16 protein-coding genes are annotated in these 16,380 nt (G+C 74.1%); 8 read left to right on the top strand and 8 right to left on the bottom strand.

The genetic code is table 11. From position 1 onward, the window contains the following. Window positions 1–26 precede the first annotated feature (26 nt). On the bottom strand, window positions 27–836 hold the full coding sequence (locus OJ254_RS27375) for a tyrosine-protein phosphatase (protein ID WP_265364513.1): 810 nt from the start codon (window positions 834–836) through the stop codon (window positions 27–29). Window positions 837–1,088: 252 nt separating this feature from the next. Between OJ254_RS27375 and OJ254_RS27370 the strand changes: the two genes are divergently transcribed. Further along, the gene (locus OJ254_RS27370) at window positions 1,089–1,931 is read left to right on the top strand and encodes an SGNH/GDSL hydrolase family protein (protein WP_265364512.1); all 843 of its coding nucleotides are present in this window, start codon (window positions 1,089–1,091) and stop codon (window positions 1,929–1,931) included. 42 nt (window positions 1,932–1,973) lie between these two features. On the opposite strand, the gene OJ254_RS27365 is transcribed toward OJ254_RS27370, so the two are convergent. Beyond that, complete coding sequence (locus OJ254_RS27365) at window positions 1,974–2,465, bottom strand: ATP-binding protein (protein WP_265364511.1); 492 nt, start codon at window positions 2,463–2,465, stop codon at window positions 1,974–1,976. 109 nt (window positions 2,466–2,574) lie between these two features. On the opposite strand from OJ254_RS27365, the gene OJ254_RS27360 reads away from it, so the two are divergent. Genes OJ254_RS27360 through OJ254_RS27350 form a run of 3 tightly spaced genes read left to right on the top strand, consistent with a single transcriptional unit; the run spans window position 2,575 to window position 4,632 of the window. Beyond that, a complete protein-coding gene (locus OJ254_RS27360; protein ID WP_265364510.1) occupies window positions 2,575–3,441 on the top strand; it encodes a helix-turn-helix domain-containing protein in 867 nt (288 codons plus the stop codon). 7 nt (window positions 3,442–3,448) lie between these two features. After that, window positions 3,449–3,730, top strand: coding sequence for a DUF397 domain-containing protein (locus OJ254_RS27355; protein WP_201804727.1), 282 nt, complete (start codon window positions 3,449–3,451; stop codon window positions 3,728–3,730). Then, window positions 3,727–4,632, top strand: coding sequence for an SAM-dependent methyltransferase (locus tag OJ254_RS27350; RefSeq protein WP_265364509.1), 906 nt, complete (start codon window positions 3,727–3,729; stop codon window positions 4,630–4,632). Before OJ254_RS27355 ends, OJ254_RS27350 begins: the two co-directional genes overlap by 4 nt. Here OJ254_RS27350 and OJ254_RS27345 read toward each other — a convergent pair. Further along, window positions 4,605–5,582, bottom strand: a complete 978-nt coding sequence (locus OJ254_RS27345) for a carbohydrate kinase family protein (protein WP_265364508.1) — start codon at window positions 5,580–5,582, stop codon at window positions 4,605–4,607. The two genes, OJ254_RS27350 and OJ254_RS27345, sit on opposite strands and share 28 nt — an antisense overlap. 442 nt (window positions 5,583–6,024) lie before the next feature. Between OJ254_RS27345 and OJ254_RS27340 the strand changes: the two genes are divergently transcribed. The 3 genes from OJ254_RS27340 to OJ254_RS27330 all read left to right on the top strand — a co-directional run bounded on the left by OJ254_RS27340 (window position 6,025) and on the right by OJ254_RS27330 (window position 9,424). Continuing rightward, entirely contained in the window at window positions 6,025–7,431 is a 1,407-nt protein-coding gene (locus tag OJ254_RS27340; protein WP_265364507.1) for an NAD(P)/FAD-dependent oxidoreductase, read from the top strand. 436 nt (window positions 7,432–7,867) lie between these two features. Beyond that, window positions 7,868–8,137 carry a GNAT family N-acetyltransferase gene (locus OJ254_RS31200; protein WP_341483738.1) on the top strand — a complete coding sequence of 90 codons (270 nt, stop codon included), beginning with the start codon at window positions 7,868–7,870 and terminating at the stop codon, window positions 8,135–8,137. 108 nt (window positions 8,138–8,245) lie between these two features. Continuing rightward, on the top strand, window positions 8,246–9,424 hold the full coding sequence (locus OJ254_RS27330) for an MBL fold metallo-hydrolase (protein WP_265364506.1): 1,179 nt from the start codon (window positions 8,246–8,248) through the stop codon (window positions 9,422–9,424). Between the two features lie 29 nt (window positions 9,425–9,453). On the opposite strand, the gene OJ254_RS27325 is transcribed toward OJ254_RS27330, so the two are convergent. Both OJ254_RS27325 and OJ254_RS27320 read right to left on the bottom strand, forming a co-directional pair. Next, complete coding sequence (locus OJ254_RS27325; RefSeq protein ID WP_265364505.1) at window positions 9,454–10,098, bottom strand: LysE family translocator; 645 nt, start codon at window positions 10,096–10,098, stop codon at window positions 9,454–9,456. A 74-nt stretch (window positions 10,099–10,172) separates the two neighbouring features. Next, on the bottom strand, window positions 10,173–10,712 hold the full coding sequence (locus tag OJ254_RS27320) for a DUF4232 domain-containing protein (protein ID WP_265364504.1): 540 nt from the start codon (window positions 10,710–10,712) through the stop codon (window positions 10,173–10,175). Between the two features lie 149 nt (window positions 10,713–10,861). Here OJ254_RS27320 and OJ254_RS27315 point away from each other — a divergent pair, with 149 nt between their 5' ends. After that, window positions 10,862–12,265 carry an MFS transporter gene (locus OJ254_RS27315; RefSeq protein WP_265364503.1) on the top strand — a complete coding sequence of 468 codons (1,404 nt, stop codon included), beginning with the start codon at window positions 10,862–10,864 and terminating at the stop codon, window positions 12,263–12,265. Here the strand turns inward: OJ254_RS27315 and mgtA are convergent. From mgtA to OJ254_RS27300, 3 genes are all read right to left on the bottom strand, one after another. Next, complete coding sequence (gene mgtA, locus OJ254_RS27310; protein ID WP_265364502.1) at window positions 12,256–14,922, bottom strand: magnesium-translocating P-type ATPase; 2,667 nt, start codon at window positions 14,920–14,922, stop codon at window positions 12,256–12,258. The genes OJ254_RS27315 and mgtA overlap by 10 nt on opposite strands. A 6-nt stretch (window positions 14,923–14,928) precedes the next feature. Next, window positions 14,929–15,309: an ArsR/SmtB family transcription factor gene (locus OJ254_RS27305; RefSeq protein ID WP_265364501.1), complete on the bottom strand. Its 381-nt coding sequence runs from the start codon at window positions 15,307–15,309 to the stop codon at window positions 14,929–14,931. A gap of 110 nt (window positions 15,310–15,419) precedes the next feature. After that, entirely contained in the window at window positions 15,420–16,349 is a 930-nt protein-coding gene (locus OJ254_RS27300) for a hypothetical protein (RefSeq protein ID WP_265364500.1), read from the bottom strand. Window positions 16,350–16,380: the final 31 nt, after the last annotated feature.

The following is a 16,380-nucleotide window of genomic DNA, read 5'->3' as shown; positions in this document are numbered from 1 at the left end:
CCAGGGGCCCGGGGCCGGGGGTCCGGTCAGTCGGCCAGCAGTGCGTCGCGCAGCCGCTCGCGGGTCTCGGGGGCCAGCTTCAGGCCCTCGGTCAGGTACTTCTCCGTCGAGCCCCAGGTCCGCTCGATCGCGTCGTAGGCGGCCGCGAGGTAGTCGGTGTGCGCGCCGAACAGCGGCGAGAGCAGCTCCATGACCTCCTGCGACATGCCGACCGCGGAGTTGTCGGAGCGGCGGATCTTGTAGCGGCGGTGCGGGTCGTTGGACTTGAGGTAGTCGGCCTCGATGGCGTCCCGCTCCACCCCGACCGCCAGCAGGGTCACGGCCACGGACAGGCCCGCCCGGTCCTTGCCGGCCGCACAGTGCATCAGCGCCGGGACGCTGTCCTCGGCGAGCGCGTGCAGCACCCGACTGTGGTCCTCGGTACGGGTGGTGATGATGTGCCGGTAGGTGGCGGCCATCCGGGCCGCGGCCTTGCCGTCGCCGAGCGCGGTGCGCAGCTGATCCAGTTCACCGTCGCGGACCATCGTCCAGAACTCGGCGCCGTCGGCCGGGTCGGTCAGCGGGATGTTCACGTTGCGCACGCCGGGCAGCGCGACGTCGGGGCCCTCCAGCTTGATGTCCGAGGCGTTGCGGAAGTCGAAGATGGTGTGCAGCCCGAGGCCGGCCAGGAACGCCGCGTCCTCCGCCGTGGCGTGGGCGAGGTGTCCGCTGCGGAACAGCCTGCCCTCCCGTACGCGACGCCCGTCCACGGTCGGCAGCCCGCCCACGTCGCGGAAGTTGCGGACCTCCGCGAGCTCCGGCTGGGCCTGCGGGACCTGCGGCGTCTGCTGCGTCACGGGCGCTCCTCTGGTTCGGTCGCCGACGCTGCTCGTCGACGAGGCGGGCAGTCCCGACGATACGACATTGATGCAAGAGGAAATCAGGCCGCAATCGGAGCGCCGCAGGGCGCGAGGAAGCGCTCAAGAAGCAACCCATGCCCGATTCTTATTCCAACTTGAGCAGAATTTGACCTGGTGGCATTAATCACGCCTCGTCAACCCCTGGTTACGGTGGCGTAGGTCACTTCTGGAGGTGAAGTATGTCCTGACGTGGCAGACGATTCGAAGAACATCAGCAGCGGCGCCAGGAGCGCTGCAGATGAGTCGCAAGACCTCATCACAGGCGCCACAGGTGCCATCGGGTCGTACGCAGCCGTCGGGGACAGCTTCACAGAGGGGGTCGGGGATCCCGGCCCTGACGGGGTGTACATCGGTTGGGCGGACCGGCTCGCGGTCCTGCTCTCGGACCAGCAGGCGGAGGGTGCCTTCCGCTACGCCAACCTCGCCATCAGGGGGCGGCTGCTGGACCAGATCGTCGAGGAACAGGTGCCGCGGGCCAAGGAGCTCGCCCCTGACCTGGTGACGTTCTGTGCCGGCGGCAACGACATCCTGCGGCCGGGCTCCGACCCGGACGCGGTCGCCGAGCGGTACGAGGCGGCGGTGGCCGATCTGCGCGCCTCGGTCGGCACGGTCCTGCTCTGCACCGGCTTCGACACCCGCGGGGTCCCGGTGCTCGGTCTCCTGCGCGGGAAGATCGCCACCTACACGGCGCACGTCCGGGCCATCGCGGACCGGCACGGCTGCCCGGTGCTCGACCTGTGGTCGCTGAAGTCCGTACAGGACCGGCGGGCCTGGAGCGAGGACCGGCTGCATCTGTCGGCCGACGGCCACACCCGCGTGGCGCTGCGCGCCGCCCAGGTGCTCGGCCTGCGGGTGCCGGCCGACCCGGACCAGCCCTGGCCGCCGGAGATGGAGCGGTCGGCCGCCGAGGCGCGGCGGAACAACATCCACTGGGCCCGGGAACACCTCGTGCCGTGGATCGGGCGCCGGTTGCGTGGCGAGTCCTCCGGCGACCACGTCGAACCCAAGCGGCCCGACCTGCTGCCGCTCTGAACCATTGACGAAGGCCCCGTCCGCCGGCGGCGGAACGGGGCCTCAGTGTGCCGGAGCGCTGGAGTACGGCAGGTCTGCCCAGACCACGCGTCCCCGCCCGCTGTCGGCCGGGCGCGAGCCCCAGCTGTCGGAGAGCGCGCCGACCAGGAACAGCCCGCGGCCGCACTCCTGGTCCGGGCTGCCCGGCTGGACCTGCGGTGCCGAACCCCCGGGGTCGCCCTCGTCCGTGATCTCTATGCGCAGGTGCGCACCGATGAGGGCGATTTCACAGCCGACCTTCTCGCTGCCGGTGTGCCGCACGGCATTGGTGAACAGCTCGGAGACCACCAACTCCACGTCGTCGCGGACCTGTTGAGCCGCGCCCCACTCGGCGAGCAGCGTCTGGACGCGTCTGCGCGCCTCGGGGACGGACGTGCGTCGCGCCGGCAAGTGGAACGCGTCCTGCGGGTGCTGGGCGACGAAGCCGCCGCAGCGCCCTAACAAAGGAGCGTTGTTGGAGGAAGCCACGCCGTAACTATGTGCGATGTCAGTCACCGATGGCAAGGATCACTCTGTAATTTGCAGAATCGTCAGTGCAGTCTGTTCGTCCTGCTGACGGCATGACACACTGCTGAACACTGAAGTCAGTTGGAGGCGATCGGACGTGGCGGACCCACGGTCGGCAGGCGCACCGACCGTCCTGCGGGTGGTGCTCGGCAAGCGACTGCAGGACCTGCGCGAGAAGGCGGGACTCTCCTACGAGCAGGCCGCGGCGGCGCTCGACGTGACCCACGCCACGGTCCGGCGGATGGAGAAGGCCGAGGTCGGCCTCAAACTCCCCTACGTCGAGAAGCTGTTGGCGACCTACGGCGTCACCGACGAGGAGGAGATCGAGGGCTTCCTGGGCCTGGCCCGCGAGGCCAACAAACCCGGCTGGTGGCACCGCTTCCGGGACGTCCTCCCCGAGTGGTTCAGCGCCTTCGTCAGCCTGGAGGGCGAGGCCAACCTCATCCGCGCCTACCAGCCGCACTACGTCCCCGGACTGCTGCAGACCGAGGACTACGCCACCGCCGTGCTCCGCGCCGGGATGCCGCACGCCTCCGGCGCGGAGATCGACCGCATCGTCGCCCTGCGCAGGGAACGGCAGTCCCTGCTGACCCGCGACAACGCGCCGATGCTCTGGGTGGTCATGGACGAGACCGTCCTGCGGCGCCCGATCGGCGGGCCCAAGGTGATGCGCGACCAGATCACCCGGCTCATGGAGGCCACCGCGCTGCCCAACGTGCGGCTGCAGGTGATGCCCTTCGCCGCCGGCCCGCACCCCGCCATGTACGGGCCCTTCCACATCTTCCGTTTCCCGATCCCGGAACTCCCGGACATCGCCTACACGGAAAGCCTCGTCGGAGCCGTGTACTTCGACCAGCGCAACGACGTCTCGCAGTACCTGGAGGCCCTGGACCGGATGTGTGCGCAGGCCGCGCCGGCACACACCACCGAGGCCATTCTGGGTGGCTTTCGCAAGGAGATCTGAACCCCCCATGGATCGCATACGCATCTACAACGGCATGCCCGCCAAAGAACTGGGCACAGAGGGCTGGCACAAACCGTGGAGCGGCGGAAACGGTGGCGAATGCGTCGAGGCCATGCGGCTGGGGGACGGCCGGATCGCCCTGCGCCAGTCCACCGACCCGGACGGCCCGGCGCTGATCTACACCCACCGCGAAATGGTCAGCTTCATCGAGGGCGCCAAGGCCGGCCACGCCGACTTCCTGCTCACCGCGGCACCGGCCGGCCGGTGCGCCGAGCGGAGGACGGCATGAGCGGGCAGCAACTCCCCCCGGAGAACGAGGAGTTCGAGGTACCGGAATTCGGGCCGTACGCCCCCGGCCCGGAGCACACCGGCTTCTCGGCCGAGGAGATCGACACCAGCCGGCCGCACCCGGCCCGGATGTACGACTACTACCTCGGCGGCTGGGACAACTACGAGGTCGACCGGGTGGCCGCCGGGCGCGTCATCGAGGTCCACCCCCAGGTACGGCTCAGCGCCCGCGCCAACCGCGCCTTCCTGCGGCGCGCGGTGCGCACCGTCGTCGGCGCCGGCGTCCGCCAGCTCATCGACCTCGGCACCGGCATCCCGACCTCGCCCAACACCCACGAGGTGGCCCGCGAGGCCGCCCCCGACTGCCGGGTCGTCTACGTCGACAACGACCCGATCGTCGCCACCCACGCCGGGGCCCGGCTCACCAACACGGAGCGGACCGGCTTCGTGCTCGGTGACGTCCGCGACCCCAAGGCGATCCTGGACCATCCCGTGGTCCGCGAGCTGATCGACTTCGACGAACCCGTGGCGCTGCTGCTCGTCGCCGTCCTGCACTTCCTCCGGGACGCCGAGGACCCGGCCGGCGTGATCGCGACCCTCGCCGAGGCGCTCCCCGCCGGTAGCCACCTCGTCCTGTCGCACGCCACCGGCGAACCCTACGAGGGCTACCCCGGCGGCCGTACCGACGAGGTCGCCCGAGCAGGCGTGGAGGACGTCTACAAGAGCGCCACCGCCAGCCTCAACCTGCGCTCCAAGGCCGGCATCGAGCCGCTCTTCGGGCCGTTCACCCTCCTCGACCCGGGCGTGGTCCGCGTCCCGCTGTGGCGGCCGGACGGACCGGTGCCCGATGCCGAGGAACTCAACAACACCATCTTCTACGGCGGGGTCGGCCGCAAGGACTGACCGGCCGGCTCGGCCGCCGCCGCGGGCTCGGGCACGACACCGCGCAAGCCCTCCGGGCCGATGAGCGCGGTGTGGGTGCCCGGCGAGGTGCACGCGTACGCCCCCGCGACCGCGCCCAGGCGCGCGCAGTCCTCCAGTTCGCGGCCCGCGAGCCGGCCGTGGAGGAAGCCGCAGACGAAGGCGTCGCCGGCGCCGTTGCTGTCCACGACGGGGCCCGGCGGCGCCACGGCCGGCACCGGCCGCGGGGTCCGGTCGTCGGGCGTGAGCAGATACGCCCCGCCCGCGCCGGCCGTCGCCACGACCGCCCGGGCCCGCCCCTGCCGGAGGATGTCCCGCATCACGTCCCCGATCCGCTCGCCCGCCCCGGCCGTGCTCAGGAACACCAGGTCCGAGCGGAAGGCGAACTCCCGGTGGTGGTCCGTCAGACCGTCCCAGTCGTGCAGATCGGTGGAGACCGGAAGGCCGAGCGCCTCGATGTCGTCGTAGAGGAAGCGGGCGAAGTGGCTGATCGACAGGTGCACGTGCCGGGCCCGGCGCAGCACCGGAAGATAGTGCTCCGGCGGCATCCGCAGGTCGAGCGGGTCACGCCCGTCGTAGAAGGACATCCGGCGGCCGTCGGGGGCGACGAGGTTGACCGCGCGCCGGGTGCCGTGCGGGGAGACCAGCGGGCGGAAGTCCACACCGGTGCCGGCCAGCCGCTCGCGGACCAGGGCCCCGGGAGGGTCGTCGCCGATGAAGTCCACGAATCCGGTGGTCAGTCCGAGCGCCGCGCAGCCCAGCGCGACACCGGTGCCGGTGTGGCCGGCCCATTCCCTGATGGGCGGGACCGGATGGGAATCGGCGGGCGGCACGGGCAGCGCGCCGACCGGCACGACGGTGTCCACGCCCGACCCGCCCACGACGAGTACGTCATATGCGTCATACGGCTCAGATACCTGCTGGAATGTCACAAGCGTCCCTGCATCCCTTGCTGGTGAGACGAATCCCTTGCTGGTGAGACCGTTTGCGGACCGGGTGCGTCCGCTGCTGCCGGGAGTCTAGACGCAGCCGCGCCCGAAACCGGGATGTCGGGGGCGGGGGTGGCACGAGGGGGGAAATGACGTGCGAGACACCCCGCCGGTGCACCGTGACCGGCGCGGACCGGGTGCCGGCGGCGGCTCCGCGCCGGCTTCCGTGCGGCGCCGCGGCGGCCCGACTCCCCTGGCGGCAAGGGTGGTTGACACGGCCGACGGCCGCACTGAAGTCTGAGGGACGGATCTGATCGGGACCCGCGGGCGGTGCTCCGTTGCGGGCCCGGGCCAACTGTGGCCGGGTCCGGCGAAAGGGTTTCGGGCACGGCGGCGAGCGGACCGGGCGGCGGCCGGCACGGCCCGGCGGGCGAGTGAGGCGGGCATGGCAGAGCACTCCAATGGCGGGCGGACCGCGCTGGTCATCGGCGGCGGCCTCGCCGGCATGCTGGCCGTCACCGCCCTCACCGGCCACGTCGACACGGTCACCGTCGTCGAACGCGACCGCTACCCGCAGGGCCGCGCCTTCCGCAAGGGCGTCCCCCAGGCCCGCCATCTGCACATCCTCCTCAGCGGCGGCCGGCGCGCCCTGGAGGAAATGCTGCCCGGCACCGTCGCCGCGCTCACCGAGGCGGGCGCCCGCGACCTGTACCTGCCGCGCGATCTGCTCACCCGTACGCCCGCCGGCTGGCAGCGCCGGTTCGACGAGCGCCGCCATCCGACGCTCAGCGTCACCCGGCCGGTGCTGGACGCCGTGGTCCGCGAACGGGCACTGCGGGCGGCCGCCGGTTCGCCCACCCGCGTCGAGGTCCTGGAGGCCACCGAGGTCATCGGCCTCACCGGGACCGCCGACCGGGTCACCGGGGTCCGCATCCGCGCCCGGGACGGCGCGGCCGGCACCCGCGCCGTGCGCGAACTGCCGGCCGGCCTCGTCGTGGACGCCTCCGGCCGCGGCTCCCGCACGCCCCAGTGGTACGCCGCACTGGGCCGACCCGCCCCCGAGGAGGAGACCGTCGACTCCGGGCTCGCCTACGCCACCCGGATGTACCGCCCCAAGGACCCGGACGCCGCGCCCGACGTGGGGGTCAACGTCCCCGGCTGGCCGGGCTGTCCGCGCGGTGCCGCCTACGTCCCCGTCGAGGACGGCAACTGGCTGCTGACGCTGTCCGGGGTGCGCGGGCACCACCCGCCCACGGACCCGGCGGAGTTCACCGCCTTCACCGCCACCGTCGGCGACCCGTACGTCCACGAACTGCTCGCGCGGGCCGAACCGCTCTCCCCGGTGCACGGCTTCCGCGACACCTGCAACCGCCGCCGGCGCTTCGAGCGGCCCGGCGCCCTGCCCGAGGGCCTGCTCGTCCTGGGGGACGCCGGCTGCACCTTCAACCCCGTGTACGGACAGGGCATGGCGGTCGCCGCACTGGGCGCGCTGGCGGTGCGCGGCACGCTGGCGGCCCGCGGCGGACCGCGGCCCGGCGTCGCGGCCGAGGCCCAGCGCGCGGTGGCCCGCGCCGCGGACACCGCCTGGCTCGCCGCGGTGGGCGCGGACCGCCCGTACGCCGATGGCGGCGGCGCCCGCGCGGGCCTCGGCGAGCGGCTCGGCACCTGGTATCTCGACCGGCTCACCGTGCGCGCCGCCATCGACCCCGTGGTCGGCGCGGCCTTCCGGGACGTCGTCTGCCTCACCGCCCCGCCCGCCCGGCTGGTCACCCCGCGGGTCCTGCTGCGCACGGTCCTGCTGCCCCGCCGCCCCGCGCTGCCCGCCCCGCCGGCGGTCGTCGAACCGCTCTGACGGGCACCCGGGAGGCACCGCCGGCCCGGCACCGAAAAACCGGCCGCACCGGCGGCCACCCGCGCGCCAGGCGGAGGCATGACGTGGACCACGACCCGGGACCCGGACGCGTTCGAGGCGGCCGCGGGGGAGTTCCTGCGCGGCCGGCCGGTCGCCCACACGGTGCTGCTCTCGGCGGCCTCCGCCCCGCGGACGCGCGGCCCCGACGCGTACGGGGACGACGCCCCGGCCTACGGATGGTGGCGGCCGGACGGACGGGGGGAAACCGCGGCCGCGTTCCTTCGGACCCCGCCGCGGCCGGTCCTGCTCTCCCCGATGCCGGACGCCGCGGCCGTCGCACCGGCCGACGTACTGGCGCGCGAGCGGCCCCGGCCCGCCGGGGTGAACGGCTGCCGGCCCGCCGCCGAGGCCTGCGCCGCCGCCTGGCAGGGTCTCGATGGCCCTGCGTCACCCGCACGCCGGCCGGCCTGGCTCGGGTCGCCCCGTCCACACCCCGCCCGAGCTGCGCGGACGCGGTTTCGCCGGGGCGGTCACCGCGGCGGTGTCGGCCGCCGTCCGGTCCTCCGGCGCCCAGGAGGTGGTGCTGTTCACCGACCTCGCCAACGCCACCGGTAATGCGCTCCACCAGCGGGTGGGGTGCCGGGCGGTGGAGGATCACGTCGGGCTGGAATTCGACGCCGGGGAGGCGGCCGATCACGGAATGTGAGCCGCGGCCACGGCGTTGAGGGGGAGGCACGAAGTGGCCGGGGCGCCGGCGGAACCCACCGGTCCCGTGGCCCGTTCACTTCGCGACCGTCCCGACCATGGAGGTGCCGTGCCCGGTTCCCGCTCCCGCCGTACCCCCCTGTCCGCGCTGCGTCCCGCGAGCTTCGGCGCGCGGCCCACGGGCGAGCGGCTGGCCCGGATACGCAGGTCACCGCAGTTCGTGGACGGTCAGTTCCGCAACCCGGCGCAGACCCGGCAGCTGCTCGACGGCTCCGCGCTGCCGATGGCGCGCACCCAGCTGAGCCGCGAGGGGCGGCTGCGCCGGGCCCCGATCGGCCGGATTCCGGTGCACCGCGAGACCGCTGCGGACCTTCGCGTTCCGCCCGCGTCCGGACTGCGGCTGACATGGCTGGGGCATTCGACCGTACTCGCGGAGATCGACGGGCGGCGGGTGCTCTTCGACCCGGTGTGGGGGGAGCGCTGTTCGCCGTTCACCTGGGCGGGCCCGAAGCGGATGCACCCGATGCCGGTCGAGCTGACCGAGCTGGACCCGGTCGACGCCGTGGTGATCTCCCACGACCACTACGACCACCTCGACATGACCACGATCCAGGGGCTGATCCGCACCGGCGCGGTCTTCGTCGTCCCGCTGGGCGTCGGCGCCGACCTGGAATTCTGGGGCGTGCCCGCGGCGCGGATCACCGAGCTGGACTGGCACGAGTCCACCCGCGTCGGCGACCTCACCCTCACCGCCACCCCGGCCCAGCACTTCTGCGGCCGCGGCCTGCGCGGTCCGCAGCACACCCTCTGGGCCTCCTGGGTCGTCGCCGGTCCCGCACACCGGATCTTCCACAGCGGCGACACCGGCTACTTCCCCGGCTTCGCGGAGATCGGCGCGGCGCACGGCCCGTTCGACGCGACGATGATCCAGATCGGCGCGTACAGCGAGTTCTGGCCCGACATCCACATGGATCCCACCCAGGGCGTCCGGTCCCATCTGGACCTCCAGGGCGGCGCACCGGCCGGTGTCATGCTGCCGATCCACTGGGGCACCTTCAACCTGGCCCCGCACCCCTGGGCCGAGCCGGCGGAATGGACGCTGAGCGCCGGCCGGAAGGCCGGCGTGGCCACCGTCCACCCCAGACCGGGCGAGCCGTTCGAGCCGGCCGATCCGCCGGCCGGTTATCCCTGGTGGCGGGCGATCGCGGTGCCGCCGGTGCACGGCTGGCCCGCCTGGCCGCCGGTGGCGCCCCCGGCCGTGCAGGCCGATCTCGCGGCGGACCGCTGAGCGGGACGGTCCGCGGCACCGGGCGCCGGTCAGTCCGCGCGTCCGGTCGCCGCCACCGTCACCCCGAGGCCGATCATCGCGAAGCCCCCGGCGCCGCCGATCAGCGACAGCCGGCGCTCGGACCGGGCGAACCAGCCGCGGGCCGCCGCGGCGGTGAGCCCCCACACCGTGTCCGTGATCAGGCCGATGCCGATCGGCACCAGGCCCAGCACCAGCATCTGGGCGGGCAGCCCGCCCGCCGCGCGGTCCACGAACTGGGGGAGTACGGCCGCGAAGAAGACGATCCCCTTGGGGTTGGTGCAGCCGACGAGCACGCCGTCCGCGACCGTCCGCAGGTCGCCGCGGGCCGGCCGCCCGGCCGGCCGTACGGCGGTGATCTTCATGTCCTTGCGGTGGCGGAACGCCTGCACGCCGAGGAACACGAGGTAGGCCGCCCCGGCCAGCTTCACGGCCAGGAAGACCGTGACGGACCGCTCGACCAGCGACCCGAGCCCGAACGCCACGGCGGCCACCAGCAGGTACGAGCCGACCACATTGCCCAGGACCGTGGCCAGCGCGGTCCGGCGGCCGTGCGCCAGGGCCCGGCCGATCACGAAGAGCACGCTCGGCCCCGGAATCACGATCACCAACAGCGACATCACCGCGAACGCCAGCAGCCGGTCGGCCGACACCATATCCCTCACCTCGGCGGCCATTGAACCAGCCGGGCCCGGCCCCGCACGAGGCCCGGGGCCCCGAAGACCCCGCGCTACTCGGCCGCTTCCTTGGGCGGGCTCATCCACACCGTGTCGTTGCAGACGTTCAGCAGCGAGCGCCGGCCGGACTCGTCCCGGGCGGTTATGGACCGCAGGGCACGGTCGTGCGGGGCGGCCACCGTCGCCTCCATGTTGCTGACCAAGCACTGGCCGGACGGTTCGCCGGGCCAGGCGTCCTGGTAGCGCAGTGCCGTCGTCACCGTGCCGCCGGCGCGCAGGTCGATGGGCGGCGGGACCGCGCCGCGCCCCTTGCCGTCGGCCATCGGCCCCTTGCCGACGTGCACCTCGAAGAGGGGGTAGCCGCCGAAGACGCACGGCCGGGCCGTCTTGTTGACGATCGTCAGACGGGCGTCACGGTGCGTGCCGTGCGCCGGCTTCTTGAGCACGGTGAGCTTCCACCGCAGGCCCTTGGTGGTGCAGTTGGCGTGCAACGCCGCCATCCGCGGCGAACCGCAGCCGGTCAGGCCGAGACCGGCGGAGACGGTCAGTACGAGCGCGGCCGATGTCGCCGCGAGAAGTGAACGCCGCCGCACGGCTCCCCCATCCCTCACGAATTCGTTCCCTGTCGTATAAGGAGGGGTTTGACGCACGGTCGGTTGCCTGGGACCGCAGTGCTCGTGGAGGCACGCCGCCGGACCGCCCAAGCCGCGGGAGCCGTGCGCTGCGGGAATAGCGTGTCGCCATGGTGCGTGCCGGTGGTCCCCAGGCCGACGGACCGGACCGGCCCGCGGGTCCGGGCCGGGCCCTGGCCCCGCTTCTCGCGGTCTGTGCGGGCTACTTCATGGTCATCCTGGACGTGACCGTGATCAACGTCGCGGTGCCGGTGGTGGGGCGGGAGCTGTCGGCCTCGCTCACCGGCATCCAGTGGATCACGGACGGCTACACCCTGGTCTTCGCCGGTCTGCTGCTCACCGGCGGCGCGCTGGGGGACCGGCTGGGCAACCGCCGGATCTTCTGCACCGGGGTCGTGGTGTTCACCGTCGCCTCGGCCGGCTGCGGACTGGCCCGGAGCGCCGGGTTCCTGGTCGCCGCCCGATTGTGCGAAGGGCTCGGCGCGGCACTGATCGTGCCCGGCTCCCTCGCGCTCCTCCAGCAGGCGTACCCCTCACCCGCCGCCCGCTCCCGGGCCTTCGGCCTGTGGGGCTCCATGGCCGGCATCGCCGCCTCCGCGGGGCCGCTGCTCGGCGGTCTGCTGGTGACCACCGTGGGCTGGCGCTGGGTGTTCTTCATCAACCTGCCCGTCGGATGCGTCTGCCTGCTGCTGACGCTGCGTCATGTGGCGGTCTCGGCCCGGCGGCCGGACCGCCCCCTCGACTGGCCGGCGCAGTGCGCGCTGATCGCGACGGTGGCCCTGCTCACCGCCGTCCTCAACGAAGCGGGACGACGTGGCTGGACGGACCCCCTGATCCTCACCGGGGCCGGCCTGTGTCTCCTGGCGGCCGCCGGATTCGTCCTGCGCGAACGTCTCGCCCGCACCCCCGTGCTGCCCCTGCGACTGCTGCGCTCCCGCCCGATGAGCGGGGCGGCGGCCATCGGCCTGCTGTTCAACTTCGCCTTCTACGGCATGATCTTCACCGCCAGCCTGTACTTCCAGCACCACCGCGGCCTGACCGCACTGCGCACCGGGCTCGCCCTCTTCCCGGCCGTGGCCATGACGATGTTCGCCTCGGTCCTGTCCGGGCGCCTGGCACGCCGCACCGGACACCGGCCGCTCGTGGTGGCGGGCATGCTCCTGGGCTCGGCGGGTCTGGCCGGCTGGGCCGCCGCGGGGCCGGACCCGGACTACGTCCTGCTGGTGGCGCCGATGATGGCGGCGGGCTTCGGCACGTCCTTCGCCCTCACCGGATCGACCGCCACCGTGATGGCGGCCGCCCCGGACACGTACGCCGGCACCGCCTCCGCCCTGTTCAACACCACCCGCCAGATCGGCAGCGCCGCGGGCGTCGCGCTGGGCGGCTCCCTGCTGGCCGGCGCCGCCACCTTCCCCACCGGCCTGCGCCTCAGCATGGCCGTCGGCGCGACCGCGTACCTGACGGCCGCCGTCCTCGCCCTCTTCTGCATCCCCCGGCAGGGGGGTCACGCGTAGCGCCGGCCCGCCGTGGTGAGGGTGACCGCGTAGAGGGCGAGGACCGCGGCGAGGAGCGCGTAGTAGAGGGGTGGCGGGGCGGCCATGTCCAGGGCCGGGGCCAGGGGGGACAGGGGGAGCAGGAGGCCGAGGACGGCGAGGGCGGTGACGGCGAGGTGGACCGGGCCGATGGTGCGGCCCCCGGGGGCGGACCGGCCGGTGCGCAGCAGCAGCATCATCATGGCCTGGGTCAGCAGGTTCTCGGTGAACCAGCCGGCGTGGAACACCGCCGGGCCGCCGGGCCCGTCCGACAGGTGCACGGCGAGTGCGAGCACCCCGAAGGTGGCCAGGTCCGCGGCGGCGTTGAGCAGGCCGAAGACCGTGACGTAGCGGAGCACGGCGCGCGGCCGCAGGACGGCCGGGCCGCGTACCGCGGCGGGCGCGGGCCGGTCGTAGGCGTAGGCGAGTTGGGCCGCGTCGAAGCAGAGGTTCTGCACCAGGACCTGGGCCGGGAGCATCGGCAGGAACGGCAGCAGCAGGCCGGCGGCGAGCATCGCGAGGACGTTGCCCAGGTTGGAGGAGAGCGTGATCCGCAGGTAGCCGGCGATGGTGCCGCTGCTGTGGCGGCCGGCGGTGAGCGCACGGTCGAGGGCGGTCAGGTCCTTGTCGGCCAGGACGACGTCGGCGCCCTCGCGGGCCACCGCCACCGCTCCCCGGGGGCAGATGCCCACGTCGGCGGTGAGCAGCGCCGGCAGGTCGTTGACGCCGTCGCCGAGGAAGCCGGTGGTCCGGCCGCTCGCGCGCAGCGCGGCCACGATCCGGGCCTTGTCCTGGGCGGTGCAGCGCGCCACGACGGTGGCCCGCTCGACGGCCGCGGCGAGCGGCGGCCCGCTGAGCGCACCGAGCTGACCGGCCGTCAGCACCTCGCCGGGTTCCAGGCCGAGATCGCGGCAGGCCCGGGCGGCGGTGCCGGGGTGGTCGCCGGTGAGCACCTTCACCGTCACCCCACGCCGGGCGAGACCGTCGAGCGCGGCACCGGCGGTGGGGGCGAGCGCGTCGCGAAGGGCGACCCAGCCGAGGAAGGTGAGCCCCCGGACGTCCCGTTCGCCGTACGGGCCACCACGGGCGGGGCGTTCGGCGTGCGCGACGGCGAGCAGCCGGAGACCGCCGGCCGCCTCCGTGGCCGCGAGGTCGAGCAGCCGCCGGCGTTCCCCCTCGGTCAGCGCGGCCTCCGTACCGTCCAGCCGGACGCGCCCGCAGCGGCCGAGGACGTCCTCGACGGCGCCCTTGACGACGAGCGTGTGCCGGCCGTACGTCCCCGGGCGGCGGACCACGGCGGTGGCGAGCCGGTGGGCCGGGTCGAAGGGCAGCGCCGCGATCCCGTCGTAGGCGAGCGGATCCGCGCCGTACGCCGCCGAGGCGTCGAGGACCGCCTCGTCGAGGGAGTCCGGGGCGGGCAGTTCGGCGAGCTCCAGGGTCCAGAAGCTGCCCACCGACGCCCAGTTGAGCACGTCCGGATCGTCGGCCCCCCGGGCGTCCACCGACCGCGCCACCACCGGCCGGTCCTGGGTCAGGGTGCCGGTCTTGTCCAGGCACAGCACGTCGATCGCCCCGAGGTCGTGCAGCGCCGGCAGCCGTTTGACGATCACGCCGCCGGTACGGGCGAGCGCCGAGGCGCCGCGCGCCAGCGTCGCCGTCACGATCACCGGCAGCATCTCCGGGGTGAGGCCCACCGCCACCGCGATCGCGAACGGCAGCGTCGAAAGGCCCCGTCCGCGCAGCGCGGCGTTCGCCATCAGCACCAGCGGCGGGGTCAGCAGCATGAAGCGGATCAGCGTCCAGGCGATGCCGTGGACCGAGCGGTCGAAGGCGCTCTCCGTCCGCCGCCGGGCCGGTCCGGGGTGCGCCGCGGCGAACCGGGTGTCCGCGCCGGTGGCGACGACCAGGGCCGTTGCGCTCCCGGACGCCACGCTGCTGCCCTGGAAGCAGAGGTGGGGCGGCTCGGCTGCCCCGTCGTCCGCATCGGGCGGCGCGTCGAGGGCGTACTTCGCCACCGGCACGGACTCGCCGGTCAGCGCGGCCTGGTGCACGGTCAGCCCACTGGCGCGCAGCAGCCGGACATCCGCCGGTACCAGGTCGCCGGGCCCGAGCCGGATCACGTCCCCGACGACGAGCTGGTCGACGGGGAGCTCGCGGACCACCGGCGCGGCGCCGTCGTCCGCGCGGCGCTGTACGGACGCGGTGGTGGCGACCAGTTCGCGCAGGCCGGCCATCGCCCGGCCGGCCTGGTGCTCGCCGCCCGACCGCAGCAGACAGCTCACCACCACCAACACCATGATCACGCCGGCGGTGCCCCAGGAGGCGATGGCCGCCGACACCAGCCCGAGACAGAGCAGCACCGCGGTGAACGGATCCCGCAGACTGCCGAGGAAGCGCCGCGGCCAGGAGACCGGCCGCCAGGCGGGGGCGACGTTCTCGCCGTAGCGGACCAGGCGTTCCTCGGCCTGTTCCGCGGTCAGTCCGCGCGGCCCGGCAGCCAGCCGGCGCAGCAGCTCCAGCGTCGTCAGCCGGGCCGGATCCGCGCCGCCGTGCCCGGCGCGCGGATCACCGTGGGCGCGTACGGCCGCCGCCCGCGAGGGAGTGGGGCCGCCGCCCGGTGTCGCGGTGGTCTCGGACACGTGGTCTCAGGCGCCGAAGGAACGGAGGTCCGCCGGCGCGGCCGCGGACCGTCCGCCGTGGCGGGCGGCCAGCCGGTCGAACAACAGGCGCACCACCGCCACGACATCGGGGTCGTCGACGAAGTACACGACCCGGCGGCCCTCCCGGCGGGAACGCACCAGACCGGCGAGCTTCAGCTTCGTCAGATGCTGGCTGACCGCCGGCAGCGCCCCGCCGATCCGCTCCGCGAGCCCGCTCACATCCCGTTCGCCCTGCGTCAGCGCCCACACGATGTGCAGCCGCGGGGGAGCGGCCAGCAGTCCGAACACCGCGGCCGCCTCGCCCAGCACCTCGGCGGACGGGTCGTCCACCGCGTCGCCGCCGTCACCCTCGCCGCGTCCGACCACTGCCGTCTCCGTCCCCCCGGTGGGACGCCGTTCCCGTCCCGACCGGGTCAGTGTAGGTGCCGCCGGCCAAGGGGCCGCGGCGACCGGGTGCGCCTGACCTGCGGTCCCGCTCAGGGCTGGGGTGCCGGGCCGCGGGCCAGCAGACGGTGGCCGATGGTGCCCGCCAGCAGCAGTCCGGCGACCATGGTGACCAGGGACAGCGCGGGACCCGACGACCAGTCGACCTCCGCGGCGCGCACCCCCAGCACGACGGTCAGGGCCAGCGCGATACCGGGCAGGGCGAGCAACGCCGGGCGGGTCCGGGTCAGATCGTCCTCGGCCAGGGCGCCGAGGACGCCGACGCCGAGGGCGATCGCCCAGACACCGAGTGCCTGGGCGTCCGGCCGGTTCACCGTCCACGGCACGAAGTCGGCCCAGAACCGCGGGCTGACCAGCAGCCCCGTACCGATGCCGAACCACGCCGAGCCGAGCACGGCCAGGAACGGCTTCGACCATCCCGGCAGCGGGGCGAGCCGGGCCGCCGGCCGCCGGACGGGCTTCAGGTACTGCCGGACCAGGGCGGCGAGCGCACACACGGCGAGCACGCCCAGCACGGCGACCCAGCCGAGACTGAACAGCACCAGGACCACCGCACCGCCCGCGGCCGCCTGCAGCCGGCCCGCGTTGAGCAGGCTCACGGCGAACAGCCCGACGAGCACCACGGCGAGCGGCAGGACCAGCGTGCGGACCTCCTCCCAGACCCGCGCCCGGCCGACGGTGAACAACCCGGGCGCCACACCGAGCATCGCCGCGCCGACCAGCGCGGGACTCAGCGGCCCGGCCGACTTCCAGGCGCTGAACACCTGCCCGGTGAGACCGGCCACCGCGAGCAGCGCCCCGACCAGGATGCTGATCACGCCGACGGTGTACGCGAGCATCGCCACGCCCACGGTCAGCGCACGGCCACCGTCCTCCACGACCGACGGGCCGGCACCGGCCTGCCGCGCCTCCCCGGCCCCGACCGCTTCGGCCGTACCGGACACCTCCGCTTCCTCAGGCATCTGCGCTCCGTCTCCCTCTCCGGCTCGATCC

The organism is Streptomyces endophytica (assembly GCF_026153355.1).
Classification (GTDB): domain Bacteria; phylum Actinomycetota; class Actinomycetes; order Streptomycetales; family Streptomycetaceae; genus Streptomyces; species Streptomyces endophytica.
Note: the sequence above shows the minus strand (reverse complement) of the source record. Positions and strands in the feature narration are given on the sequence as shown.